General features: G+C 71.1%; 25 protein-coding genes and 1 pseudogene. 6 read left to right on the top strand and 20 right to left on the bottom strand.

Translation table 11 applies throughout. The features are described 5' to 3' along the window. Positions 1-55: 55 nt before the first annotated feature. Entirely contained in the window at positions 56-448 is a 393-nt protein-coding gene (locus tag ISO16_RS20310; protein WP_072634157.1) for a hypothetical protein, read from the bottom strand. Between the two features lie 246 nt (positions 449-694). Between ISO16_RS20310 and ISO16_RS20305 the strand changes: the two genes are divergently transcribed. Genes ISO16_RS20305 through ISO16_RS20290 form a run of 4 tightly spaced genes read left to right on the top strand, consistent with a single transcriptional unit; the run spans position 695 to position 3,247 of the window. Next, the gene (locus ISO16_RS20305) at positions 695-1,384 is read left to right on the top strand and encodes an energy-coupling factor ABC transporter permease (RefSeq protein ID WP_072634156.1); all 690 of its coding nucleotides are present in this window, start codon (positions 695-697) and stop codon (positions 1,382-1,384) included. After that, positions 1,381-1,743 carry a PDGLE domain-containing protein gene (locus tag ISO16_RS20300; protein WP_072634155.1) on the top strand — a complete coding sequence of 121 codons (363 nt, stop codon included), beginning with the start codon at positions 1,381-1,383 and terminating at the stop codon, positions 1,741-1,743. Before ISO16_RS20305 ends, ISO16_RS20300 begins: the two co-directional genes overlap by 4 nt. Then, positions 1,740-2,498: a cobalt ECF transporter T component CbiQ gene (gene cbiQ, locus ISO16_RS20295; RefSeq protein ID WP_072634154.1), complete on the top strand. Its 759-nt coding sequence runs from the start codon at positions 1,740-1,742 to the stop codon at positions 2,496-2,498. Before ISO16_RS20300 ends, cbiQ begins: the two co-directional genes overlap by 4 nt. Then, positions 2,495-3,247 (top strand): energy-coupling factor ABC transporter ATP-binding protein, encoded by a 753-nt coding sequence (locus tag ISO16_RS20290; RefSeq protein ID WP_072634153.1) that lies wholly within the window; start codon positions 2,495-2,497, stop codon positions 3,245-3,247. Before cbiQ ends, ISO16_RS20290 begins: the two co-directional genes overlap by 4 nt. 6 nt (positions 3,248-3,253) lie before the next feature. On the opposite strand, the gene ISO16_RS20285 is transcribed toward ISO16_RS20290, so the two are convergent. The 19 genes and pseudogenes from ISO16_RS20285 to ISO16_RS20200 form a co-directional block, all read right to left on the bottom strand. After that, entirely contained in the window at positions 3,254-3,994 is a 741-nt protein-coding gene (locus ISO16_RS20285; protein ID WP_139310940.1) for a DUF6390 family protein, read from the bottom strand. 114 nt (positions 3,995-4,108) lie between these two features. After that, positions 4,109-5,242 carry a hydrogenase formation protein HypD gene (gene hypD / locus ISO16_RS20280; RefSeq protein WP_006941958.1) on the bottom strand — a complete coding sequence of 378 codons (1,134 nt, stop codon included), beginning with the start codon at positions 5,240-5,242 and terminating at the stop codon, positions 4,109-4,111. A 27-nt stretch (positions 5,243-5,269) separates the two neighbouring features. Beyond that, positions 5,270-5,542: a HypC/HybG/HupF family hydrogenase formation chaperone gene (locus tag ISO16_RS20275; RefSeq protein WP_072634151.1), complete on the bottom strand. Its 273-nt coding sequence runs from the start codon at positions 5,540-5,542 to the stop codon at positions 5,270-5,272. Positions 5,543-5,558: 16 nt separating this feature from the next. Next, a complete protein-coding gene (gene hypE, locus ISO16_RS20270; RefSeq protein ID WP_006941964.1) occupies positions 5,559-6,644 on the bottom strand; it encodes a hydrogenase expression/formation protein HypE in 1,086 nt (361 codons plus the stop codon). Next, a complete protein-coding gene (locus ISO16_RS20265) occupies positions 6,641-7,321 on the bottom strand; it encodes a D-sedoheptulose-7-phosphate isomerase (RefSeq protein ID WP_006941965.1) in 681 nt (226 codons plus the stop codon). The genes hypE and ISO16_RS20265 overlap by 4 nt, the downstream gene beginning before the upstream one ends. Next, entirely contained in the window at positions 7,318-8,073 is a 756-nt protein-coding gene (locus tag ISO16_RS20260; protein WP_072634150.1) for a HypC/HybG/HupF family hydrogenase formation chaperone, read from the bottom strand. The genes ISO16_RS20265 and ISO16_RS20260 overlap by 4 nt, the downstream gene beginning before the upstream one ends. After that, positions 8,070-10,412 carry a carbamoyltransferase HypF gene (gene hypF, locus ISO16_RS20255; RefSeq protein ID WP_083662387.1) on the bottom strand — a complete coding sequence of 781 codons (2,343 nt, stop codon included), beginning with the start codon at positions 10,410-10,412 and terminating at the stop codon, positions 8,070-8,072. Before hypF ends, ISO16_RS20260 begins: the two co-directional genes overlap by 4 nt. Next, a complete protein-coding gene (locus ISO16_RS20250) occupies positions 10,409-10,666 on the bottom strand; it encodes a HypC/HybG/HupF family hydrogenase formation chaperone (protein WP_006941975.1) in 258 nt (85 codons plus the stop codon). The genes hypF and ISO16_RS20250 overlap by 4 nt, the downstream gene beginning before the upstream one ends. A 3-nt stretch (positions 10,667-10,669) precedes the next feature. After that, positions 10,670-11,167: a hydrogenase maturation protease gene (locus ISO16_RS20245; protein ID WP_072634149.1), complete on the bottom strand. Its 498-nt coding sequence runs from the start codon at positions 11,165-11,167 to the stop codon at positions 10,670-10,672. Position 11,168: 1 nt separating this feature from the next. Beyond that, entirely contained in the window at positions 11,169-11,288 is a 120-nt protein-coding gene (locus ISO16_RS29115) for a DUF6893 family small protein (RefSeq protein ID WP_006941977.1), read from the bottom strand. Beyond that, positions 11,285-12,661: a hypothetical protein gene (locus tag ISO16_RS20240; protein WP_072634148.1), complete on the bottom strand. Its 1,377-nt coding sequence runs from the start codon at positions 12,659-12,661 to the stop codon at positions 11,285-11,287. The genes ISO16_RS29115 and ISO16_RS20240 overlap by 4 nt, the downstream gene beginning before the upstream one ends. Further along, positions 12,658-13,329 carry a DUF6084 family protein gene (locus ISO16_RS20235; RefSeq protein ID WP_072634147.1) on the bottom strand — a complete coding sequence of 224 codons (672 nt, stop codon included), beginning with the start codon at positions 13,327-13,329 and terminating at the stop codon, positions 12,658-12,660. The genes ISO16_RS20240 and ISO16_RS20235 overlap by 4 nt, the downstream gene beginning before the upstream one ends. Further along, a complete protein-coding gene (locus tag ISO16_RS20230) occupies positions 13,326-13,952 on the bottom strand; it encodes a DUF5947 family protein (protein WP_072634146.1) in 627 nt (208 codons plus the stop codon). Before ISO16_RS20230 ends, ISO16_RS20235 begins: the two co-directional genes overlap by 4 nt. Beyond that, the gene (locus ISO16_RS20225; protein ID WP_029547182.1) at positions 13,952-14,824 is read right to left on the bottom strand and encodes a NifU family protein; all 873 of its coding nucleotides are present in this window, start codon (positions 14,822-14,824) and stop codon (positions 13,952-13,954) included. Before ISO16_RS20225 ends, ISO16_RS20230 begins: the two co-directional genes overlap by 1 nt. A 3-nt stretch (positions 14,825-14,827) precedes the next feature. Continuing rightward, positions 14,828-16,612, bottom strand: coding sequence for a nickel-dependent hydrogenase large subunit (locus tag ISO16_RS20220; RefSeq protein ID WP_029547181.1), 1,785 nt, complete (start codon positions 16,610-16,612; stop codon positions 14,828-14,830). A gap of 24 nt (positions 16,613-16,636) precedes the next feature. Then, positions 16,637-17,692 (bottom strand): hydrogenase expression protein HypE, encoded by a 1,056-nt coding sequence (locus tag ISO16_RS20215; protein ID WP_029547180.1) that lies wholly within the window; start codon positions 17,690-17,692, stop codon positions 16,637-16,639. A 111-nt stretch (positions 17,693-17,803) separates the two neighbouring features. Then, a pseudogene (hypB, locus tag ISO16_RS20210) lies at positions 17,804-18,630 on the bottom strand (hydrogenase nickel incorporation protein HypB). 4 nt (positions 18,631-18,634) lie between these two features. Then, on the bottom strand, positions 18,635-18,964 hold the full coding sequence (locus ISO16_RS20205; protein WP_006941999.1) for a hydrogenase maturation nickel metallochaperone HypA/HybF: 330 nt from the start codon (positions 18,962-18,964) through the stop codon (positions 18,635-18,637). Between the two features lie 72 nt (positions 18,965-19,036). Then, entirely contained in the window at positions 19,037-19,414 is a 378-nt protein-coding gene (locus tag ISO16_RS20200) for an ArsR/SmtB family transcription factor (protein WP_006942001.1), read from the bottom strand. 178 nt (positions 19,415-19,592) lie between these two features. Between ISO16_RS20200 and otsB the strand changes: the two genes are divergently transcribed. Next, on the top strand, positions 19,593-20,405 hold the full coding sequence (gene otsB, locus ISO16_RS20195; RefSeq protein WP_043801086.1) for a trehalose-phosphatase: 813 nt from the start codon (positions 19,593-19,595) through the stop codon (positions 20,403-20,405). Between the two features lie 37 nt (positions 20,406-20,442). Further along, positions 20,443-22,875 carry a glycoside hydrolase family 65 protein gene (locus tag ISO16_RS20190; protein ID WP_006942004.1) on the top strand — a complete coding sequence of 811 codons (2,433 nt, stop codon included), beginning with the start codon at positions 20,443-20,445 and terminating at the stop codon, positions 22,873-22,875. Positions 22,876-22,934 lie beyond the last annotated feature (59 nt).

Below are 22,934 nucleotides of genomic sequence, written 5' to 3'. Positions count from 1 at the left end.
ACCCTCGCCCGGTGGGCGGGGCCGGCCCCTCGTCGTCACCTCGGGTCGTGTCGGCTCACCCGGCGGGCCGCTCCTCGGTCGGCGACGTCGTGGCGCCACCCGGGGTCTCGGAGGGCTCCGCCGACTTGCGGGTCTCGTCGGCCACCGGCCGTCCGGCACCCCCGGTGCTCGCCTCTCCCCTGTCGTCCGGCGCGGGACGGACATCCCCGCGCTCCGTCCGCCCCTCGTAGGGCGGGACGACCGCGTCCGCATCCCCGACCGTCGTGGTGTGCCCGGGTCGATGCGATCCCGCGTCGCCGGGGTCGGCGGAGATCATCTCGTCGTCCTCGAACGCGCCGGCGGGGCGGTCCGCGGGCCCTCCTCCGGGGCCGGTGGAGCCCATGTCGCGCGAGCCGGGGGCACCCCGCTCCGACTGCGGTTCCTCTTGCCTTCCGGTTCCGTCGTTCATCGCTTCTCCTCGGGGATTCGAGCATTCCGACGAATGGACCCCCTCGCTCCATCCGAGCACGCGGCGCCGCGTTTGTCGACAGTCGATCTCGCCGGGGAGACGGCAGGACGCCCCACTGCGGACCGCGCCGCACGAAGGTCCCGGCGGAACGGGACGAACCGGCCCGACGGCCGAAAGCCTGTTCAGTTGTTCAGGTGGGCAGCTAGAATCGCGTCGACGCATCCTCACGTCTCGGAGGTTCTTCCGATGGACGTCGTAGCCATGCACATGAGCGACGGTCTGCTCGACGCGCGGACCTCGCTGGCGTTCTTCGTCGTCGCCGCGCTCGGCCTCGCGGTGGCGCTCCGCAGGGCCCGGTCCGGGCTCGACGAGCGCATCGCTCCCCTGGCCGGCCTCGTCGCGGCCTTCGTCTTCGCCCTGCAGATGATCAACTTTCCGGTCCTGCCGGGGGTGAGCGGGCACGTACTCGGCGGCGCGCTCGCCGCCGTCCTGGTCGGTCCCGCGACCGCCGCCCTGTGCCTGACGGTCGTGCTGGTCGTGCAGTCACTGCTCTTCGCCGACGGCGGTCTCACCGCCCTCGGCGCCAACGTCACCAACATGGCCCTGCTCGGCGTGCTCGCCGGGTACGGCACGGCCGTGGCGCTGCGTCCGCTGCTGCGCCGGTACCCGTGCGGACCGGCCCTCGGCGTGATCTCTTTTGCCGCAGCGCTGGTCGCGACGGTCGCCGCGGCGACCGGGTTCCTGGTCGAGTACGCGGTCGGCGGCACCGCCGGGTCCGCCGGCACCGTCGCTGCGTTCCTGCTCGGCACCCACGTTCTCATCGGCGCCGGTGAGGGACTCATCACCGCCGTCACCGTCGTCGCGGTGGCACGGGCGCGGCCCGACATCGTCCATCTGCTCCGCCCGCTGCGGCCGCCGACCCGGGCACCGGCATGACGCGCCGGCGTCTCCTGATCCTGTTCGCGGTGGCGGCGTTCCTGTGCGCGGGGATGCTGTCGTACCTTGCCGATTCGAGCCCCGACGGCCTCGAGGCCGCGACCGCGCGGGGGTGTGCCGTGGTCGAAGTCGACGGTAGCGCCACGGTCACCGGGGAGTGCCCTGCGGGTGAGGCCACCGATCATCCGTGGGACGCGGGTCCGCTGGCCGGTTACACGGTCGGCGGCCACACCGGATCCACCGGCGTGGCCGGGGTTCTCGGCGTCGCCGTGACCTCGGCGGTGGCCGCCGCGCTGTTCCGTCTCCTCGTCCGTCGACGGGGCGCATCCGGGAACAGGACTCCGGGAGCGCGGCCGTGACCACCGCGCTGCGGGGCGGGCCTGCACGCGCGACAACTGCTGTGCACCGCCTGCCCACCGAGGTGAAGATCGTCGCCGCAACGGCATTCGTCTTCGTCGTGGTCGCCACTCCGCGCGAGGCGATGTGGGCCTTCGCCCTCCATTTCGCGGTCGTCGCGGCGATCTGCGCACTCGCCGGGATCCGCTGCGCCTGGCTGGCGCCGCGCATGTCGATCGAGGCTCCGTTCGTCGCGCTCGCCGTCCTGCTCCCGTTCGCCGAGGCCGGCGACCGGGTCGACGTCCTCGGGTTCTCCCTGTCGGTTCCGGGCCTGTACGCGGCGTGGGGCATCCTCGTCAAGGGCACCCTCGGGGTGCTCGTCTCCCTCGTCCTCGCGGCCACCACCCCGGCCCAGGACCTGCCCGCCGGCCTGGCCCGCCTCCGGGTTCCGGCACTGCTCACGACGATGGCGGTGCTCATGCTGCGCTATCTCGAACTGCTTGCCGCCGAGGCGAACCGAATGCACCGTGCCCGGATCTCCCGCGGCGACGACCCACGCACCCTCCACCGCATCGGAGCGACGGCCCGGGGAATCGGGGGGCTGTTCGTCCGCGCCTACGAGCGCGGTGAGCGGGTGCATCTGGCCATGCTCTCCCGCGGATTCACCGGTGCCGTCCCGGCCTTCGGTCCTCCCGCCACCGCGATGGCCTGGGCTGCGGGCCTGCTGCCGGCCGCCGTCGCCGGTGCCGTCTGCGCCGCCGCCTGGGTGACGGCATGACCGCGGAGCCGGCCGTGCTGCTGACGGGGGTACGGCACGTCCACCCCGACGGGCACTGCGCCCTCGACGGCATCGACCTCGCCGTCACCGCCGGTGAGCGGGTCGCGGTCCTCGGCCCGAACGGCGCCGGCAAGACCACCCTGATGCTGCACCTGAACGGCGTACTGGCGCCGTCGTCCGGGACCGTCCGGATCGGCGGGCTGCCGGTCGGGCGGAACACCCTGCGTGAGATCCGGCGACGGGTCGGACTGGTGTTCCAGGATCCCGACGACCAGTTGTTCATGCCGACCGTCGCACAGGACGTGGCGTTCGGGCCCGCCAACTTCGGCGTTCCCGCAACCGAACTCGACGCCCGGGTCCGCGAGGCCCTCGAGGCGGTCGGCATGACCGAGCACGCCGGCCGCAACACCGCGCATCTGTCCGCGGGTCAGCGTCGACGGGTCGCCCTCGCCACCGTGCTGGCGTGCCGGCCCGACGTTCTGGTCCTGGACGAGCCGTCCACCGACCTCGATCCCGTCGCCCGCCGGGAACTGGCCGAGGTCCTCCTCGGCATCGACGCCACCCTGCTGCTGGTCACCCACGACCTGCCGTACGCCGCGCAGGTGTGCAGCCGGGCCGTGATCGTGAGCGACGGACGACTCGTCGCGGACGGTCCGATCACCGCCCTGCTCGCCGACGCCGACCTGCTCGCCGCGAACCGGCTGGAACTGCCGTGGGGATTCACCCTGCCGGAGACCGACCCGCGCTGAGCGCCGTCACCCCGCGGCGAGCCGGCCGTTGGTGCGGTCGAGCTGCCGCACCGTCGCGGCCTCCAGCCGGCCCACCTCCTCCTCCTCGAGCCGGTCGCACAGGAAATCCCAGTGCAGCGCAACATGTTCGCCGAGCTGCAGTCCCGGCACGAACACACCCGCACCGGTGCGGCGCCGTACCGTCTCGGCGCGTTCCGCGCCGAGACGCAGGCGGGCACCGTCGAACTCGAGCCGGCGGCTGCGCACCGTCGCCGTGTCGGGTCCGACGTCGACGACGGTGCCCCAGCGGATCCTGCAGGAATCGAGAACCTGGACCGGCTGGGGCATCCCGGTGGTCAGCAGTCGCGACCACGGGTACACCCCCAGCACGTGGAACGCGTGCGTCGGGGCCGCCTCGGCAAGCAGTTCGGGTGTCAGGTGGGTCCAGTAGTGCCCCGCCTGCGTGCCCAGCCGCTCGAGCAGCCGGGTACCGAACTCCACCGGATCGATCCGGTCCGTCAGGGCGTTGCCGGTCCAGTAGGCGCGCACCACCTCTGCGTCGAGGGGGTCGGTCCGGCCGGCCAGGGCCGCGATCAGATCCTGGTAGGGCCATGCTCCGGTGAACCGCCGGGCGGCGGCCACGACCGCCGCGCCGTCGCCGTGCCCGCACGCGGCGGCCTCGAGGGCCGCCGCCCCTGCCGGGCCGCAGTAGCCGAGTGCGTTCGGCGCATGGGCGTAACGGGCGAAGAGCCGCTGCCCCTCCGTCACCACTGCCCCTCCGTCACCACTGCCCCTCCCTCACCACTGCCCCTCCGTCACCACTGCCCCTCCGTCACCACTGCCCCTCAGTCACCACTGCCCCTCAGTCACCACCGCCACGGATCAGGCCGTTCCGCGTTGCCCCACCAGCGCCGCGGTGTCCCGGTGCAGCCGGCCGAAGTTGTAGTAGGCGGCACACGCCCCCTCCGGTGACACCATGCAGGTGCCGATGGGGGTCTCCGGCGTGCACGCCGTGCCGAAGACCTTGCATTCCCACGGTTTGATGACGCCCTTGAGCACCTCGCCGCACTGACATGCCTTCGGGTCGGCGACGCGCAGGCCGGGCATCGAGAACCGCTGCTCGGCGTCGAAATCCGCGTAGTCGGGGTGGATGCCGAGCGCGCTCTGCGAGATGAATCCGAGGCCGCGCCACTCGAAGTGCGGCCGTAGCGCGAACGTCTGCGCCATCAGCCGTAGTGCCTGCACGTTTCCCTCGGGCCGCACCACCCGGCTGTACTGGTTCTCCACCTCGCACCGGCCGTCCCGTATCTGCCGCAGCAGCATGTGCACCGAGGCGAGGATGTCGAGCGGCTCGAATCCGGCCACCACGATCGGTTTTCCGTACACGGCGGGGACGAAGCGGTAGGGACGCAGTCCCACCACGGTCGACACGTGCCCCGGTCCGAGGAATCCCGAGAGCCGCAGATCCGGCGACTCGAGGATCGCCTTGATCGGCGGCACGATCGTCACGTGGTTGCAGAACACCGTGAAGTTGCTCAGGCCGAGCTGTCTCGCCCGCACGAGCGTCACCGCCGTGGAAGGGGCGGTGGTCTCGAATCCGACGGCGAAGAACACCACATGCCGGTCCGGGTGGTCCACCGCGATCTTCAGGGCGTCCAGCGGGGAATACACGAATCGGACGTCGGCGCCGCGGGCCTTGGCCTCGAGCAGGTTCCCGCGCGAGCCGGGCACCCGCATCATGTCTCCGAACGTCGTGAACACCACGTTCGGTTGCTCGGCCAGCCACATGGCGTCGTCGATGCGGCCCATGGGGATCACGCACACCGGACAGCCGGGGCCGTGCACCAGCTCCACCGACGCGGGCAGCAGATGTTCGATGCCGTGCCGGTAGATGGTGTGGGTGTGGCCGCCACACACCTCCATGAACTTGAACTCCTCCCCGGCGGCGAGGTCGGTGATCGAGGCCACCAGGGCGCGCGCCGCGGCGGGGTCGCGGAACTCGTCGACGAATTTCATGATCCTGCTCCGCCTTTCATCCGGTGCTCACGCGATCTCGGACGCGTTGAAGGCTTCGATCTCGTTGACGTAGTCGACGCCCATCTTCCGCACCTGATCGAGGGTCAGCTTCGCCTCGTCCTCGTCGATCCGGGCCATCGCAAAGCCGACGTGCACCAGCACCCAGTCCCCGACCTGCAGGCCGGTGCCGGCGAGCAGCCGGACGCTGATGGCGCGTTGCACGCCGTTGACGTCCACCTTCGCCAGGTGCTGGGCGGGGTCGACCATGTCGACCACCCGGCCGGGAATTCCCAGGCACATTGCGTCTCTCCTCACCTCAGCAGATCCGGGGCAGCGGATCGCCCACGAGCATGTCCACGATCCGGCTGCCCCCGAACGCGGTACGCAACGCGACGATGCCCTCCGGTTCGGCCAGGATCTCCCCGATCTCCGCGGCGTCGCCGCCGCCAGGGCACGCCCGCAGTGCGGCGAGGGCGGCGTCCGCCTCGTCCGGGGCGACGACCGCGACGAACTTGCCCTCGTTGGCGACGTACAGCGGGTCGATGCCGAGCATGTCGCACGCCCCGGTCACCGTCGGCCGGATCGGCAGCGCGGCCTCGTCGAGCACCACCGCCAGGCCGGTGGCCTGCGCCAGCTCGTTGCAGACGGTACCGACGCCACCGCGGGTGGGGTCACGCATCCACCGGGTCGACGGCGCGGCTGCGAGCAGGGCCGCCACCAGCTCGTGCACCGGCGCCGTGTCGGAGGCGATGTCCGCTTCGATCGCCAGGTCGCCGCGGGCCAGCAGCACCGCCATGCCGTGGTCGCCGAGCGTCCCCGAGATCAGCACGCGGTCGCCGGGGCGCACCAGGTCGGCCCCGAGGCGGCGCCCGGCGGGAACCAGGCCGACCCCGGCGGTGCTGATGTAGAGACCGTCGGCGGCGCCCCGGCCCACCACCTTGGTGTCGCCGGTGACGATCTCGACCCCGGACCGGGTGGCGGCCGCAGCCATGTCGGCGACGATCTCGCGCAGCCGCGCGATCTCGAAGCCCTCCTCGATGACGAACGCCGCGGACAGCCACCGCGGCCGCGCGCCCGACACGGCGAGGTCGTTGACCGTGCCGTGCACGGCGAGGTGCCCGATCGAGCCGCCCGGAAACGACAGCGGCTTGACGACGAACGAGTCCGTCGAGAACGACAGTCTCTCCCCGGAGTCGAGGCGCACGGTGGCGGCGTCGCCGAGCTGCTCGAGTTCGGTGTTGCGGAAGGCCTCGACGAACACCGAATCCACCAGTGCCGCGGACGCCTTGCCCCCCGCGCCGTGCGAGAGGGAGATCACGGTGTCGCGCAGGCGCGGCCGGCGCCGCCGGAACGCCTCGATCCGTTCGAGGACCCGGTCCTCGCGTTCGGCCGATGTGCTCACCGTCCGCCTCCCGTCGCCGATTCCGCGCGCGCCAGGTGTTCCTGCGCGGCCGACCACAGCCGGTACCCGATCAGGGCGTGGCTCTCCTGGATCCGGTGGATGCTCTGCGAGCGGATGGTGAAGCAGAAGTCGAGATCGTCGGTGGCGGCCATCCGGCCGCCGTCGTGCCCCGCGAATCCGATGGTGAGCAGTCCCCGCCGCCGCGCCTCCGCCAGCGCTGTCATCAGGTCGTCGGAGTTGCCGGACGTGGACAGGGCGATCGCGACGTCGTCGCCGTGCGCGTGCGCGATGATCTGCCGCGAGAAGATCAGCTCGAATCCGACGTCGTTGCCGAGCGCCGTCACCACCGCCTGGTCCGCGGCGAGCGACCAGGCCGGCACCGGCCGTCCCCGGGCCGGCCGGCTGAACAGCGTCGCCAGGGTCGCCGCGTCGGTGGAGCTGCCGCCGTTGCCGAAGGTGTAGAGCCGGCCGCCGCGAGCGAAACGCTCGGCCATGCGCTGCCCCGCCGCGACGAGGTCCTCGCCCCATTCGTCCAGCGAAGCCCGTTGCAGACGCGCGCTGTCGGCCGCCTTGCCGCGGGCCGATTCCGCAAGGTCGCGCAACAGGGCGGTGGCGTCGTGCTCCTGCGCGTCGATGAACGGGTACAGGAAGTCGGTGCCGTCCGGTTCGGTGCTCACAGCCGTTCCCCCTCATCGAGTTCCCCAGCATCGAGTTCCGGCGCGTCGAGTCTGGTGAGGGCGACGCCGCCGTGCACCAGCACCAGGTCGCCGGGCGCGACGTCGCCGAGGAGCGAGACGTCGACCCGCTCCCGGCCGGCCGCGGTCCGCACCGGTGCGGCGTCGGTGTCGTCGGCCGGCCACATCACCTCGCCGAGCCGTCCCTCGTCGCTGCAGGTCACGCACACCTCGTCGGTGCAGCCCGGGTCGGCGAGCAGGCCTGGATGCTCGAAGCACACGTGCGTCAGTTCCCACAGCAGGTGGTACAGCAGCACGAACCGCCCGGTGGCGGGCACCATCGGATCGTCCGAGTCCACCCACAGCACGTGGGTGGCCGCACCGGGCGCGGGCCGCGGACCGGAGCCGATCCAGATGGTGTCGGTGCCCCACGCGGATGCGCGCCGGGCGATCTCGCGCACGGCCGGCTGATCGGCGGAGGCGACCGCCAGGATGACGTCGCCGGGGCGGGCGGCGACCCGGCACTGGGCGACCGGGTCCGGCTCCACGAGCGACACCGACGGCAACGCCCGTTTACCCATGATCACGGGGTGCACGAACTCGACTGCCACGTGATGGGCGTGCGGCTCCCACTGCGGGGACACCACCCACAGGGTCGCCCCGGCATGGAACCGGCGGGCCAGGCTCAGCGCCGTCGCGGCGAGGTCGGCGGCGAGTTCCGCGCCGATCGGCTCGGTGTCGTGTGTCGATGTCATCGCGCTCGTCCCGTCCCGGCAGGGTCCACGGCCCGGCTGCGTGCGAACGCGGCACCGAGCGCGGCCTGCCCCAGCGACAGGCCACCGTCGTTCGGCGGCACCCGCCTGTGTGTCAGAACCTCGAACCCTCTGTCCTGCAGCATAGTTCGCACCATGCCCAGCAGGAGCCGATTCTGGAACACGCCGCCCGTCAGGCCGATGGTGCGTACCTCCGCCGCATCGGCGATCCGGGCCGCCAACCGCACTGTTGCCGATGCCAGCGCACGGTGGAAGCCCGCCGCGAGGTCCGCGGCGGGGACCCCGAGCCGGACGCCGGCGACGAGGCAGGCCAGCGTGCCGGCCCAGTCCAGCTCGTCCCCCCGCAGCGACGAATGCACCGGCGCGGCATCCGTGGCGGTGCGCGCCAGCACCTCGAGTTCGATCGCGGCCTGCGCCTCGTAGCTGATCCGGTGCCGCACCCCCAGCACGGAGGCCACCGCGTCGAACAGCCGGCCGGCGCTGGTGGTGCGCACGCAGCCGACGCCCGACGCCAGCTGCGAGTCCACCAGGGCGCGTTCGGCGGCACCGAGCGCGCTCACGCACGGCAGGTCCTCGATCTCCTCGATGCCGGCCTCCCGCAGCACGGCCAGCGCGACCCGGGCCGGGGTGCGCACGGCGACGTCGCCGCCGGGCAGCGGGAACGACCGCAGGTGCCCGGCGCGCCGGGCGTCGCGGGGATCCGCTCCCACCAGCAGCAGCTCCCCGCCCCAGACGGTGCGGTCGCAGCCGTATCCGGTGCCGTCGAACGCGATCCCCAGCACGGGGGTACCGAGTCGGCGATGCTCGGCGAGCAGAGACGCGACGTGCGCGTGGTGGTGTTGCACTGCGCGCAGCTCGACGTCGTGGTCCTCGCAGTAGCGTTCGGCCCACTCCCGGGTCGCGTAGCCGGGATGCGCGTCGGCCACCACCACCTCGGGGGTGACGCGGTGCAGGGCGGTCAACTGCGCGACCGACGCCTCGAAGGCGCGCCGGCTCTCCACCGTGCCCATGTCCCCGAGATGCGCCGAACAGAAGGCGTAGTCCTGCCGGGTCAGGCAGAAGGTGTTCTTCACCTCGGCGCCGACCGCGAGGACCACCGGCGCCGCGCCGCCGAGCAGCACCGGCATCGGCGCAAATCCCCGTGAGCGCCGCAGCGGCAGTTCCACGCCGTCGGCGACCGCGACCACCGAGTCCTCGCACGGCACCGCGATGTCCCGGTCGTGCATCAGGAACAGATCGGCGATGCCGCCGAGCCGGGCCAGGGCATCGTCGTTGCGGAAGCAGAGAGGCTCACCGGACAGGTTTCCCGACGTCGCCACCAGCAGCCGCGGCACATCGTTCCCGTGCCCGGGCACCGGCGCGAACAACAGGTGGTGCAGCGGCGTGTACGGCAGCATCACCCCGAGCTCGTCGAGTCCGGGTGCGACCGCGTCGGCGACGGCCGCGCCGGGACGGGCCCGCAGCAACACGATCGGCCGGGCCGGCGCGGTGAGCACGGCCTGCTCGGCCGCGGACAGCAGGCACACCGCGGCGACGGCCGCGACGTCCGGCGCCATCACGGCGAACGGCTTGTCCGGCCGGTGTTTCCGCTCCCGCAGCCGGTTCACCGCGGTGGGGTTCGTGGCATCGCACACGAGATGGAAGCCGCCGAGTCCCTTGACCGCCACGATGTCCCCGGCGGCGAGCGCCGCCTGCACCGTGGCCAGCACCTCCGCGTCTCCGTCGATCCGGCGGCCGTCGCGTACGGCGAAGATCCGCGGCCCGCAGTCCGGACAGCAGATCGGCTGGGCGTGGTAGCGGCGGTCCGTGGGATCGGTGTATTCGCGGGCGCAACCCGGGCACAGGGGGAACCGGGCCATGGTCGTCGCCGGCCGGTCGTACGGCAGGTCGGTGATCACCGTGTAGCGGGGCCCGCAGTGGGTGCAGTTGACGAAGGGATGCCGGTAGCGCCGGTCGGCGGGATCGTTCAGCTCGCGCAGGCAGTCGGCGCACGTCGCCACGTCCGGCGGGACCAGGGTGCGCGCCCCGTCCGCGTGGTGACTCTCGACGATGCGGAAGTCGTCCTCGCCGCGCGGCATTCGCGGGGCGGCGGCCACGTCGACGAGCACGGCCAGCGGCGGTGCGTCGTCGCGCAGGCGGCGGGTGAACTCGTCCAGATCCGCAGCGGCACCCTCGATCTCGAGGAACACCCCGGAGTCGTCGTTGCCGCAGTACCCGCCCAGGCGCAACTCGCGGGCCAGCCCGGCGACGAACGGCCGGAAGCCGACGCCCTGCACCACGCCACGCACCACCAGGCGCCGTCGCTCGGCCACGGGGTTCACGGCGCCGCTCCCGGTTCGTCCCGGGGCCGTCCCATCAGTTCGAGCCCTTCCATCGCGCGCCGCGCGCCGGCCTCGTCGACCCGATCCATCGCGAAGCCCATGTGGATGACGATCCAGTCGCCGGGCGCGAGGTCCGGGTCGTCGAGCATGCCGACGTTCACCTTGCGCTCCTCGCCGGCCACGTCGACGAGGGCGAGCTGCCCGGCGTAGCCGTCGAGCCGCCGGATCACCCGTCCCGGGATGCCGAGGCACACCGCTCAGCCCTCGTCCCCGGCGACCGCGGCTCCCGCCGGCGGCGCCTGCGCACGCAGGCGGCGCACGGTGCGCCGGACGGCATCGACGGCCGGGCCGACGGCCGCGGCGACCGCCGGGGACAGCCCGATGCCCTCCTCGACCGCCGCCACCTGGCAGCCCACCACCACGGTGGGGGGCGCCTGCCCGCCGAGCGCCTCGAGGCTCGCGAACACCGCGGCCGGGTCCATGGCGTGCGCGTCGACTCCCGCCGGCCTCCGCGTGGCGGTGTCGGCTTCGAAGACCCGCACGGCACCCGGCTCGCCGGCCCCGGGGACGGCGTCGACGAGCACGAGCGCGTCCCACCCGTCGAGCAGGTCGTAGGCCAGGTGCATGCCGCGGATCCCGTAGTCCACCACCCGGGTTCCGGGTGTGTCGGCCGGGATCCGCCGCACCACCTCGGGGCCGAAGCCGTCGTCGCCGAGGAAGATGTTGCCGATGCCCGCCACCAGGATCCGCACCACGTCACATCCTGCGCATCCGCAGGTACCGCTGGATGTCCGGCAGCGACTGCACCGTCACGACCACCCCGCCGATCACCGCGGCGGCCAGTGCCGCGGTGGCCAGCATTCCGATGAATCTCATGGCTCCTCTTTCCTCCCGAGCGGCTCGAGTTCGTCGGGCGCGAAGTACAGGTAGCGCCCGTACCAGTCGTGCAGGTCCGCGGCCGGATCGTCGACGAGGACGACCCCGACGTGGGTCTCGCCGTCGACGTCGGCGTGCACGGTGGCCACGCGCGCCACCCGGTCCCGGAAGAACAGGTCCTGCGCGTCGGCCCGGCGCGACGGGTGCAGCCGCACCAGGCTGCCCTGCGCGACCCGCATCCCACCGATCAGCACCCCGTCCGTCTCGGGCCGGACGCTGGTGTCCGCCTCGGGGGTCCACCAGTCGACGCCGTCGGGCAGTTCTGGAATCAGCCCGCCCTCGCGGTGCGGGTCCCGCAGGATGCCGTGCAGGGCCTGCATCTCGGCGGGGGTCATCGTCTCGCAGCGTTCGACGATCTGCGCGGCCCGGGGGTCGGTGGCCCGCGCCTCGGCCTTCTCCTCGTCGGTCAGGGTCAGGACCCGCAGGGTGAGGATCTCGTCGATCTCGGTGGCGTCGAACAGGTCCCCGCCACTCTGCTCGGCGACCTGCGGATGGTCGTACAGGATGATCGGGGACACCAGCAGCGTGGCGGACTCGCCGGGTGTGGCGGGGTCGGCGTCGCCGGCGAGGACCGGGAAACACCGGGTGTGTGCGCACTCGTCCGCGAGGCCGGCGACGTCGGCGGGCGGCTCGAGCAGCGAGACGAACCGCCCGCCGCGGGCGGCGAGGATCAGATGCGCCCCGATCAGCGACCGTCGCAGCGCGTCGGCGGCGTCCACGGGTGCGTCGCCGGTGTTCTCGACGGCGAGATCCAGGCGCATCGGCGCACCGGTTCCGGCGGACGGACCCCGCTCCACACGGACGACGGCGTGCACCGGCCACCGCGTGCGTACCACCCGGCCGGTGACGGCACCGTCCGCGGCGGTGAGCAGTTCGATGTCCGCACCGCCGGGAACGGCGACCGGAACCGTAGGCGGGACGGCGAGTTCGGTGACCGGCAGCGGCCCGAGGGGAATCTCGCATTCCACGGCCTCGTCCCACCCGATCCACGAGCGGCCCGCGACGGTCAGTTCGGCCACGGTGATGTAGTCGTCGCCGTCGCGGCGCTGCACCGTGCGGGTCTGCAGTTGCAGGAACCGCACGACCACGTCGATCGTGGCGTCGGCGCGCAGTGGGCGCAGCACGCACTGCGTGGCCAGCGCCGGCTCCTCGCCGATCCCCGCGGCGGCGGCGCCGGGCGGGCCGAGCACACCGAACTGCCAGCGGGAGTGGTTCTTACGGGAACTCGCCCGGTACGGGTACAACAGGTACCCCTCGTACAGCACAGCGTCGGCCACCGCTCGCACCCGATCAGCCTGTCCCTGCACGGTCACGACGCCGCCTCCCCCGCGCCGGTCGCCGCGGCCGGCCTCGCCTCGGCCGCGGCGAGCAGTTCGGTGACCGCCGCGTCGAGATCGGTGTGCCCGTGCGCCACCTTGTACCGGGTCAGCGCGGCCAGCGTGTCGTGCCCCATGCGGGCGAACCCAGTGCCGGGGAAGTGGCTGCGGATCATCTCGTGCCACACCGAGACCGGCAGGTCGTAGCGGGCCTCGCGATCCCACGGCACCGGCTCGACAGCCACCCCGCCGCCGCCGCGGCCGAACACCGTCCCGCTGAACAGCAGCAGCAGCGGCACCGCGCCGTCGCCGAGGGCGTGCAGATACCGGGCGGCCGCGACCTCGAAGTCGTACGTGCACGGCAGCGGCAGTGCCGTCTCGCACTCGCCGTCGAAGCCCGGCACCATCGTGGACGTCTGCAACCACGCGAACGAGGAGAGGGTGCTGCCCCACCGGTCGCGGGTGCCGAACAGGTCTCCCAGGGCGGCCTCGGCGTCCGGACCGTAGCGTCGGCGGGCCGGTTCCAGGCGCACCTGGCAGCGCAGCGCCACGCTGTGCACCGGCGCACCCGTGGTTTCCCGGATCCGGAGGCGCGCCGAGAGGCTCGGGGTGGCGGCATACGGTTCGGGAGCGATGTCGACGACCGTGAAGTCCAGGGCGGTCACGCCTGCCCCCTCGCCGGGACGGGACGGCTCCGCCGGGCGACCTCCGCGAAGAAGGCGTCGAGCTCGGCACGGGCATCGGTGCCGCCGTCGAAGCCGCGCCAGACCCGCCGCAGCCGGCCGACCAGCGCGTAGCAGGCGTCGATGGGCACCAGATGGCAGTCGGCGGCGCCCCGTCGCGGAACCCGCACGAGCAGCGCCTCGACGTCCGGCAGCGGGGCCACGAGCGACGGGTTGCCGCCGCACAGCGCCTCCCAGGCGTCGAGCGGCAGCTCCGATTCGGTCGCGCCGGCCGGGCCGGGATAGAACGCGACGGTCCGGCCCAGGGTCGAATTCCGGAAGAAGAACGCCAGGTTCACCGGGATCTCGAGGCTCGCCCAGGCGCCGGGGGTGAGCGCGAACTCCGGGAAGGACAGGTACCGCTCCGGCACCGCCCGGTAGCGCAGTTCCGCCCCGGGATCGGTGAACAGCAGACAGCAGGCCCGGCACACGCACATCAGCTGGCGTGCCTGCACGTCGACGACGTGCCCGTGCCCGTCGCCGATGCCCACGGCGCACATCTCGCAGCGCTCCCCCGCCGGCCGAGGTGCGGCGATACGCTGCAGGACCTCGAAGGGGGACGGCATCACGCCACCCCGGCGGGCACGGCCACCGACAGCACGCCGTCCCGCACCAGCACCGGCACCGGTTCGAGGTGTTCGTCGCCCGCGTCGAGCCGGACCCCGGCACCGCGCACGTCGAAGTGCGCCGCACAGGTCGGGCACCGCAGCACCGCCGCGTCCGCCCCGGCCCCGGCCCGCCGGTGCAGCGCCGCGCCGGCGAACGCGTGGGTGCAGACCGGGCACCGGTCCCGGTAGGCGAGGAGCTCACCGGCGACGCGGCACACCAGAACCGGCAGTCCGGCGACGACGAAGCCGCCGACCTCACCTTCCGGGATCTCGTCGAGTTCCGGCGCCGCACACCATGTTCCACGAACATCGGAATGCACCCGGGTGAACAGCGCCGCCGCGGGAATGAGTCCTTGCCCCGTGGACCCGGCGGTCTCGACCTCGAGTTCGGTGATCTCCGGCGCCGCCGCCCGCACCGCGTCCTGCACGGCCAGCTCCAGGGTCACCGCCGACGACGGGCATCCGTGGCAGCTGCCGAGCAGACGCAACCGGACCACGTCGTCGCGGATCGCGACCAGCTCGACGTCCCCGCCGTGCGACCCGAGGTACGGGCGCACCCCGTCCAGCGCCGTGCGCACCCGGGTCTCCACGTCGTGCGGGTGCAGCCCGTGGATCAGCAGCAGACTGGCGACCAGGTCGTCGCGGGCCAGGTCGTCCATCGCGCCGGGATACCGGGCCAGCGCGTCGCAGATTCCGGCGAGTCCCGCCCCGTAGAGTCCCATCACCTCCCGGACCAGGTCCTCGGCCCGTTCGCGCGCCGCCGGCCCGGCCGCGGAGCTCGCGTCCAGCAGTGCCTCGATACGTTCACCCGACTCCCGCCATCGCTCCATCCGTCACTCCCCGGTGACCGACTGGGTCGGCGAGTGCAGTTTCTCGAGGGTCTTCCCGTCTCCGAGGTACATGTGCACCCCGCAGGGCAGGCACGGGTCGAAACTGCGCACGGTGCGCATGATGTCGATGCCCTTGAAGTGCTCGCGGTCGTTCTCCTCGAAGATCGGCTGCCCCTGCACCGCATCCTCGTACGGGCCGGGTGTGCCGTAGCTGTCGCGCGGGCTGGCATTCCACGGTGTCGGCGGATACGGATGGTAGTTGGCGATCTTCCCGTCGCGGATCACCAGATGATGCGAGAGAACGCCGCGCACCGCCTCGGTGAACCCGCAGCCGATGCCCTCGTCGGGGACCTCGAACGGTTCCCAGGTCTTGGTGCGGCCGGCCCGGATCTCTACCAGCGCCTTCTCGGCGAAGTGGAGGGCGCACGCGGCGGCGTAGGCCTGGAAGTAGGTGCGGGCCCGGTTGCGTTCGAGGGTGTTGCTGCCGTGCTGCGGGATCTTCCACTCCAACGTCACCGGCCCCTTCAGCGCGGTCTTGGGGAGGTTGATCTGCACGCTCGACCCGGTGGACTTGACGTAGCCGATGTCGACAAGCCCGGCCAGCGCCGTCGACCACAACCGGGCCAGCGGCCCGCCTCCGGTGTCGAGGGCCAGGTAGTCGGTGCCGTCGAACCAGCGGGGCGACATCACCCAGCTGTACTTGTCCTCGAGATCGCGTTTCTGCGGTCTCGGATTGGTGTGCTGGTTCCAGGGATGGCGACGGTCCACCGGATTGCCCAGCGGATCGGTCTTCACGAACATCTCCTGATCCGTCCAGTCCTCGTAGTACGAGGAACCGAGCAGGATGCGCAGGCCCAGGTTGATGTCCACCAGCGAGGTCGTCACCAGCTTGCCGTCGACGACCACCCCCGGGGTGACGAACATCTTCCGGCCCCAGTCCTCCATGTCCCGGTAGGCGAAGTTGCACGTCTCCGGGTCCTGGAACGAACCCCAGCACCCGAGCAGGGTGCGCCGCAGCCCCACCTTCTCGTACCCCGGCAGCGCCTCGTAGAAGAAGTCGAACAGGTCGTCGTGCATGGGCACGACCTTCTTCATGAACTCGACGTAGCGCATGAGCCGGGTCAGGTAGTCGGTCATCAGCTGGATCGTGGCGACCGTGCCGACACCGCCCGGGTACAGGGTGGACGGGTGCACGTGGCGACCCTCCATGAGACAGAACATCTCCCGGGTCGAGCGGCTCACGTGCAGTGCCTCGCGGTAGAACTCGCCGGTGAACGGGTTGAGCGAGCGCATGATGTCCGCGATCGTGCGGTAGCCGTGCTGGTCCGCCCGGGGGGCCCGGGTGTTCTCGGCCTTCGCCAGCACCCCCGGATTGGTCTCGGAGACCATCTTCTCGCAGTAGTCGACCCCCACCAGGTTCTCCTGGAAGATGTTGTGGTCGAACATGTATTCCGCGGCCTCACCGAGGTTGACGATCCACTCCCCGAGGTGCGGCGGCCTGGCGCCGTACGCCATGTTCTGCGCATAACAGGAACAGGTGGCGTGGTTGTCCCCGCAGATGCCGCAGATGCGGCTGGTGATGAAATGCGCGTCGCGCGGGTCCTTGCCCTTCATGAACAGCGAGTAGCCACGGAAGATCGACGAGGTGCTGTGACATTCGGCCACTTCGCGGTTCGCGAAGTCGATCTTCGTGTAGATACCCAGACTGCCCACGATTCTGGTGATCGGATCCCACGCCATCTCCACCAGGTTGCTGCCGGCGGCGGGATCGGGGACGGTGGCTGTCATCGGGCTGCCTCTCTCGGGGCGGGACTACCAGGTACGGGTCGCGCCGGTGGTGAGTTCCGTACCGGGCGTACGCCAGGACGGCTCCTTGTCCAATGTGCTCTTCGTCAGGCTCCGCAGCTGCCGCACGGCCGAGCCGTACACGCCGACCGCCCGCGTCGAGAGCTTCCCCCCGGGCGGCTCGTCCATGAACGGCATGAACTTGTCCGGGAAGCCGGGCATCGTGCAGCCGATGCAGATACCCCCGACGTTGGGGCATCCGCCGATTCCGTTCATCCAACCCCTTTTGGGGACATTGCATTTGACAACCGGCCCCCAGCAGCCGATTTTCACGATGCACTTCGGGGAGCCGTACTCGGTGGCGAAGTCGCCCTGCTCGTAGTACCCGGCGCGATCGCAGCCCTCGTGGACGGTGATGCCGAACAGCCACTGCGGCCGCAGCGCCTCGTCCAGCGGGATCATCGGCGCCTGATTCGTCGCCTGGTACAGCAGGTAGGTCAGCGTCTCGGACAGGTTGTCCGGCTGGATGGGGCATCCCGGCACGCACACGATCGGGATACCCGCCTTCGACTTCCATTCCCAGCCCAGGTAGTCGGGCACGCCCATCGCGCCGGTCGGGTTACCGGCCATGGCGTGAATGCCGCCGTACGTGGCGCAGGTGCCCGCCGCGACGATCGCCGTGGCCTTCGGCGCCAGCCGGTCGAGCCACTCGCTGGTGGTGATCGGTTGCCCGGTCTCTTCGTTGTTGCCGAAGCCGGACCAGTACCCCTCGTCGTGCAGCTTCTCGTTGGGGATCGAACCCTCGACCACCAGCACGAACGGCTCGAGCTCGCCGCGGTCCGCCTTGCGGAACCATTCGAGGAAGTCGTCCGCACCACCCTGGGGGCCGCATTCGAAATCGATCAGCGGCCAATGCACCGCGACCTTCGGCAGCCCCGGCAGCGCGCCGAGTGCAATCTCTTCCACACTGGGTTGCGTGGCGGCGGTGAGAGCCACGGAATCGCCGTCGCAACTGAGCCCGGCGTTGATCCACAACACGTGGATCAAGGCCTCTTCGGCCGCCTGGGCCTCGGGTGTGGGCATGCCGACCACCTTCCGGAGCGCCCCACGCTCCTGCGCCGCAGGAGTCGACCCTCGGCCCACTTGCGCGGCGCTTTCTCTATTAACGCCCCGTTCCGGAGGGATGTCAACGAATCATGATCGTCCCGACCGGCGGTCGGCGATCCAGCGGTACCACGCCTCCATGCCCTCCCCCGTGGTGGCCGACACCGCAAGCACCTCCACGCCGGGGTTGACCGATCCGGCGTGGCGGACACAGGTTTCGAGTTCGAAGTCGACATACGGCAGCAGGTCGACCTTGTTGACGACGACGAGATCGGCGACCGCGAAGATGTGCGGGTACTTGAGCGGTTTGTCCGTTCCCTCCGGCGTCGAGATGAGCACCACCTTGGCCTGCTCCCCAGATCGAAGAGGGCCGGGCACACCAGATTCCCCACGTTCTCCACGAACAACAGCGTTCCCGGAGCCGGATCCAGGGCGGTGAGCGCGTCGTGCATCATCTGCGCGTCGAGATGGCATCCGGCACCGGTATTGACCTGCACCGCGGCGCATCCCGTCGAGCGGATGCGCTCGGCATCGAGCAGGGTCTCCTGGTCGCCCTCGATCACCGCGATCGGCGCGGAGCCGGACAGCTCACGGATCGTTCGTTCGAGCAGGGTGGTCTTGCCGGCCCCCGGCGAACTCATCACGTTGATCGCCGTCACGCCGCGACCCGCGAGCCACCCTCGCGTACGCTCGGCGAGCAGGTCGTTCTTCGCGAGCACCTGCTGTTCCAGAGTGACGGTCTCGGTCTGCACGGGCGCACGGTCGTGCTCGTGGCCGTGGCCGTGCTCGTGGCCGTGGCCGTGGCCGTGCTCGTGGCCGTGCTCGTGGCCGTGCTCGTGGCCGTGGGGAAGGTCGTGCGCGTGCGGCACCGTGATCCGCGGCCCCGCCTCGTCGTCACAGCCACAGGTGGCACACATCGCTTCAGCTCACCTCCATCGACACGATGCGAAGCTCGCGGCCCGACCGCACTTCGACATCGGCACTTCCGCAGGAGCACAACAGAATCGGATCGAACAGTGCGAATTCGGTCCCGCAGTCCCGACAGTGCCCGACACCGGCGGGCGTCTCGATGTCCAACCGTGCACCTTCCGCGACGGTGCCCACCGTGACCAGCTCGAAGCAGAACAGCATCGAGTCGGGGATCACGGCACACAGCGCTCCCACCGCGACGCGCACACTGTGCACGCGACGGTCGCCGGCGTGCTCGCACACCGCGTCCACGACGCTCTGCGCGATCGACAATTCATGCATCGCGGCCCCACTCCGCCCACCTCACGGGCTCGTCTTCACGATAGGCCGCGGGCCCGCCCCGGGGACGCGGAATCAGATGCTTCCGTTCTCCGGGGCGGCGTGGTCACGGTCCGGGTGCGTGTGCCCGGCGTGCTGGTGGGTCGCGCCGATCGAATGCAGCAACTCGTGGACCGTCTCGTCCACGAGGCGGTACCGCACCATACGACCCTCACGCTCCGCCGCCACCCAGCCCTGGTTGCGCAGCAGGCGCAGCGCGTGGGACACCGCGGTGCCGGTCATCTCCAAGGCTGCGGCAAGGTCCGTGACACAGATGCCCGGCGCGTGGTGCAGGCACAGCAACAAGCGCAGCCGGTTCACGTCGGATAACAGTTCGAAGCGGTGGGCCCACCGGTCGATGTCCGGCGTGTGCAGTGCCGCAACGGCGCGCTGCACGTCGGCGGGGTCGAACATTGCGCCGGACGTCATGGCTGAAGTCTACGAACCCGCGGGCCGTCGTAGTGCCCACACCCGTACTGCGGGTACGGACGGGATACCCCCCTCGTCCCACGACACGGTCCTACAGTGGAAGGGTAGACCGTGGCCGTGCCGCAGGCGCGGCGTCCGCCGCGCCACAGGGGGTGCCCCGATGATGGAGGAAACTTCGGTCCGCGATCTGCCTCGCGCGCTGGGGAACGAAAGCCTGACCCGTCGGCTGGCGGAGTGCCGGCCGGCGGTGTTCCTGGACTACGACGGAGTACTCACTCCGATCGTGCCGCGACCGGAGGACGCGGTGATCTCGGACGGCATGCGCACCGTGGTCCGGGAACTCGCGTCACGCTGCCCGGTATGCGTCGTCACCGGCCGGGACCGGGCGGTGGTGCAGCAGCTGATGGGTATCGACGACCTGGTGGTGGCCGGCAGCCACGGCTTCGACATCTGGACCCCGCAACGCGGCTCCGTCTCCGACGACCGCGTCGCTCGGTTCGCGGACCTCGTCGCGGCGGTGACCGACCGGCTCCGCACCGAGATCGGGGCGATCCCCGGGGCGCTGGTGGAGCCCAAACGGGCGTCGGTCGCCGTGCACTATCGGCTCGCCGAACCCGCCGACCGGAACCGGATCGCGACGGTCGTGCAGGGGCTGCTCTCCGAGTACCGCGGCGAGCTGAAGGTCACCCCGGGGAAGATGGTGTACGAGCTCGCGCCCGCCGTCGACTGGGACAAGGGCCGAGCCGTGCTGTACCTGATCGAGGTGCTCGACCTCGACTCCGCCGGCACCGTACCGGTGTACCTGGGCGACGACATCACCGACGAGGACGCCTTCCGGGCGCTGCGCGGACGTGGGATCGGCATCCTCGTCGGCCGGGCGGACGATCCGGAGATGGCAGGCCGGACCACGGCCGCCGAGTTCGTGCTCTCCTCCGTCGACGAGGTGGAGCGCTTTCTGACCGCACTGGCGCGGTGATCGCGGACCACGCCACGGGAGTCCGGGAGGGAACGTCGTGCAGGAGCCGAAGTTCGAGCTCGACTACGACCGGTTCGACAGCGCGTCGGAGGGACTGCGGGAGGCGCTGACCTCCACCGGGAACGGCTACTTCTGCACGCGCGGCACCGCCGAGTGGGAGGACATGAGCCCCATCCACTATCCCGGCACCTATGTGCACGGGATCTACAACCGCGAGACCACGATCATGGGCGGACGCCCGGTACTCAACGAGGACCTGGTCAACGTGTCCAACTGGCTCGTCCTCAAGCTGCGCATCGAGGGCCAGGACGCGGTCCGGCTCGACAACGTCGACGTGCTGTCCTACCGGCACACCTACGACATCCGGCTCGCCACGGTGATGCGCGAGCTGCGGTTCCGGGACCGCTTCGGGCGGGAGACGACGCTGCGGAGCCGCCGCTTCGTGAGCATGGCCCACAGCCACCAGGCCGGGATCGAGTGGACGCTCGTCCCGGAGAACTGGTCGGGGCAGATCGAGGTGGTCTCCGCGCTGGACGGTCGCGTCACGAACCAGATCGTCGCCCGCTACCGGCAGCTCGAAGGGCGCCATCTGGATCCGGTGTCCCCGCGCACGTTCGGCACCGAGACGATCGCCCTGCGGGTGCAGACCCGCCAGTCCGACATCTACGTCGCCGAGGCCGCACGCACCCGGGTCTTCCGCGGGGAAGGTTACGACGACGGACCCGTGGAGGTGGACCGCTCGCTGTACCAGATGGAGGACTACATCCAGCAGGTGCTCTGCTTCGATGTCGAGGAGGGCCGGCCGACACGCGTGGAGAAGATGGTCTCGTTGTTCACCTCCCGGGACAATGCGATCACCGAGGCGCTGGCCGCGTCCGGCCGGCACGTGCTGCGGTACCCCGACTTCGCCGCCGCGTACGCCGAGCACGAGGCGGCGTGGGACGAGCTGTGGGACATCTGCGACGTCCGGCTGCCCAGCGAGCCGCGCGCCCACCTGCTGCTGCGGCTCCACGTGGCGCACGTGCTGCAGGTCTGTTCCCGGCACACGGCGCGGCACGACGTCGGGGTGCCGGCGCGGGGCCTCAACGGGGAGGCCTACCGGGGGCACGTGTTCTGGGACGAGATGTACATCTACCCCTTCCTGAACCTGCGGATGCCGGAGGTGACCCGGAGCCTGCTGCTCTACCGGTACCGACGGCTGTCGGAGGCCCAGGCCGCGGCCGAGGAGGCCGGGTACCGCGGTGCGATGTTCCCCTGGCAGAGCGGCAGCGACGGCACCGAGGAGACCCAGGCCGTCCATCTCAATCCCCTTTCCGGACAGTGGGATCCAGACCTCAGCCGCAATCAGCGGCACGTCAACGCGGCGATCTTCTACAACGTGTGGCGCTTCCTGCAGGCGACCGACGACACGGAGTTCCTGGCCGACTACGGCGCCGAGCTCATGCTCGAGATCGCCCGATTCTGGGCGTCGACCGCCCACTTCAACCCCGAGCGCGAACGCTACGAGATCCACGGTGTGATGGGGCCGGACGAGTTCCACGAGCGCCATCCCGGCGCGTCCGAGGACGGACTGCGCAACAACGCCTACACCAACGTCATGGTGGCCTGGATCATGGCGACGGTGCCGTCGGTGCTCGACTCGCTCTCGGCCAGCCGCCGCAGCGCCCTGCTCGCCCAGCTCGCGGTGACCGACGAGGAGCTGCACACGTGGGACGACATGAGCCGGCGGATGTTCGTGCCCTTCCACGAGGGGGTCATCAGCCAGTTCGAGGGCTACGACGAGCTCGAGGAGCTCGATTGGGAGCACTACCGTGCCGCCTACCCCAACATCCAGCGGCTCGATCGCATCCTCCGGGCGGAGGGCGAGGATCCGAACCGGTTCAAGATGGCCAAGCAGGCCGACACGGTGATGCTGTTCTTCCTGTTCGACGACGACGAGTTGCACGCGACGTTCGAGCGGCTGGGTTATCCGTACGACCAGGAACTGGCCCGGCGCACCATCGAGTACTACGACCAACGGACCTCGCACGGGTCGACGCTCAGCCACGTCACGTTCGCCGGCGTGCTCGCCGACATCCACCCGCCCAGTTCGTGGGAGCGCTTCATGGTGGCTCTCGAGAGCGACGTCAGTGACATACAGGGCGGAACCACCAAGGAAGGCATCCACATGGGGGTCATGTCCGGCACGCTGGACCTGCTCCAGAGCAGCTTCGTCGGGGCCCGGGTCTACAAGGGCGTGCTGCTGTTCCGGCCCCGGCTGGTGGACCGGCTCGACGGCGTGTCCTTCTCGATCCGGTTCCGGGGCACGCCACTGCGGGTGCGCATCGTCGGCAACGAGTTGACGGTGCTCGCTCAGCCCGAAGGGTTCCACGGCCCCGTCCGGGTGGGTCTCGACGGCCAGGTGTGCGAACTCGGGGCCGGGGAGAGTTGTGTGTTCACCCTGCCGTCGCAGGAACCGTCGATGTCCTGAGCGCCGCAGGATCGCCGCGGCCGAATGTCACACGCATTCGATCCAATTGAACGCGTGTG

The organism is Rhodococcus sp. M8, assembly GCF_015654185.1.
Taxonomy (GTDB): Bacteria; Actinomycetota; Actinomycetes; order Mycobacteriales; family Mycobacteriaceae; genus Rhodococcus; species Rhodococcus aetherivorans.
The sequence above is the reverse complement of the archived record's forward strand: the minus strand, read 5'-3'. Positions and strand labels throughout refer to the sequence as shown.